This window comes from Natrinema soli (assembly GCF_028618695.1).
Genome location: NZ_JAQIVI010000273.1, coordinates 1 through 1,957, shown reverse-complemented (window position 1 = coordinate 1,957; position 1,957 = coordinate 1). Strand labels below are relative to the sequence as shown.

At 55.8% G+C, this 1,957-nt stretch carries 3 protein-coding genes; all 3 read right to left on the bottom strand.

Annotated elements, in window-relative coordinates:
- Positions 1-484: PIN domain-containing protein (locus PGX04_RS16950; protein WP_273739598.1), on the bottom strand; the 484-nt coding region annotated here is incomplete at its 3' end.
- The gene (locus PGX04_RS16945; protein ID WP_273739597.1) at positions 456-680 is read right to left on the bottom strand and encodes a hypothetical protein; all 225 of its coding nucleotides are present in this window, start codon (positions 678-680) and stop codon (positions 456-458) included. The genes PGX04_RS16950 and PGX04_RS16945, both read right to left, overlap by 29 nt.
- 268 nt (positions 681-948) lie before the next feature.
- Positions 949-1,830 carry a DNA-binding protein gene (locus PGX04_RS16940; RefSeq protein ID WP_273739596.1) on the bottom strand — a complete coding sequence of 294 codons (882 nt, stop codon included), beginning with the start codon at positions 1,828-1,830 and terminating at the stop codon, positions 949-951.
- Positions 1,831-1,957 lie beyond the last annotated feature (127 nt).

Sequence of the window (1,957 nt, the reverse complement as noted above, 5' to 3'; positions counted from 1 at the left end):
CTGCTCTCTGTGCACTCAACCGAATCAAAGTTCCAGATGTCTTTACGTATTTATGTCCGTGAGTATGATGTTTGAAGACGCCGTCGTCGCTCCAAATATCTCCGTCGACAGCCATTGTAGCAGCAAGAAATACCATATCGTTTTCGTCACGTTCGATAAACGGCCGCTCAGGGTTTGCATCAGGGTGTGGCGATTTCGCCGTCATCGCCTCCTCACGGTACTGAATGACCTGTGATTTCGGGACGAGTGATATATTCTTGAAAATCGTCTCAAGAAGGGTATCGATAGTCGTTGCAGACAAGTTGGATCGTTCCTGAATGACGCCTCTGTTCCGCTCAATTTCGTCGAACGATTGGGCGGGATACTGTAATTTACGGTCGCTTTCGAGGAGAAGTTTGCGAGTAATGCCTCCGACGAGTCCCGACAGAACAGTGTTACTGTCGACGACGAGTGGTCTATCTGTTTTCCAGTCGTTCAGCGACATTACTATCGATTAACTCAGCGATTTCGTCGACGTCTTTTTCAGTCAGTTCACTGCCCTCTGTAAGCTGCTCCAGCAACTCGAAATCTTCGACTTTCTCCTTGAACGCATTGCGTGCGACCTCCGACCAGTTGATCTCTGGATGAGACTCCATTCGCTCTTTGAGCTCATCGTCGACGTTTACGGTTACTGTTGGCATAGTGGGTCACTTCGTCACAACACTATGGGGGCTGTAGTATTAATATTTTCTGTGGATATTGTGTCCTTTGCTTTTTAATGCTGAACAGACGCCGATGCTGTCCTAGCTGCGTTAGCGGTGGCGCGCGATGAATGCGCGCTTCAGCGCGCAGAACGTGCGAGGGACGACCGAGGAGGCGCACGCGAGTGCGCCCCACAGGGAGGAGGATGGGGAGGACGCGAGCGAAGCGAGCGTGTGGTCGGACACACAAAAAAGAGAGGGAGCGATGCTATTCCTGGGTCCACCACTGCCCGCGCTCGGGGAACTCGAGGCGGCTCCAGCCGGTCACGGCCAGGTTGCATCGCTCGTTGTGCCAGTTCTTCGCCGCGTTCCTGATCCGCACCGTCTCTCCCTCACTCACGTTCGTCTGGTAGGAGTTCTTCCAGATCGTGAACTTCATCTTCTCGGTCTCATCCGCGATCAGCCCCACTTGGCTGATCGACGACTTCGAGGGCTCCCACAACTCGATGATCTCGCCTTCCACGTCCACTTCGCCTGCCTCCACCTCCGGCACGTCTGCGATGTCGACGATCGTTCCCGACTCCGCTTTCACTTCGTCCATCTCCTCGAGGGTTGCGTCGATCATCGACTTCCCGGCCGTCACCTTCTCCGCCAGTCCACGGCTCACTGCCGCCCGACTTGGACCTCCACGAACCGTCTCCGTGATTCGCACCGATTGCTTGTTGACCTCCGCCAACTGCTCTTGCTCCAACTCCGACCGGGGATCCACCCGTTCAACCCGCCGCTCTCGGCGTTGCTCGACCACGACCTCTCGCGTCCGCTTCTCTCGTCCCTCCTGCGTTCCGAACGTCGCCTTCGCACTGATCAACTCGAGCTCTTCCTCTCGAGCCCGAATTCGCTCTTCCTGTGCCAGTGGCAGGTGACCGAACTCGTTCTCTTCGCGTCCAACCACCGTCTCCGGGTGGTTCGTTTCGACTTTCGTATTGACCTCCTGATCAACCGACGCCGCGAACTCCGGCGTTTCGTCCACGATGTCCTCCGCGAACGAATCTTCCACGTCGACGCCCACGTCCGTCTTCTCCGCAGCCGCATCTTGGTTGACACTCGATTCATCCGAAGCTTTATCATCTCGGAAGTTCGTAGAACTCATTGGTTAACCTCGAAGGCGCTACCACTGCGTCTTCACCTTCAACTCTTCTGAGTCCCAACTATGTTCATCTCCTGCAACCGCTCTCGCTCGCGCCTTCAGGTCCCCTGAGGCGCGAGTAGAGCGGGAC

What these genes read in the sequence shown, in the direction of transcription:
- PGX04_RS16945 (WP_273739597.1), bottom strand. Translation starts at nt 680, where the DNA reads ATGCCAACAGTAACCGTAAACGTCGACGATGAGCTCAAAGAGCGAATG.
- PGX04_RS16940 (WP_273739596.1), bottom strand. Translation starts at nt 1,830, where the DNA reads ATGAGTTCTACGAACTTCCGAGATGATAAAGCTTCGGATGAATCGAGT.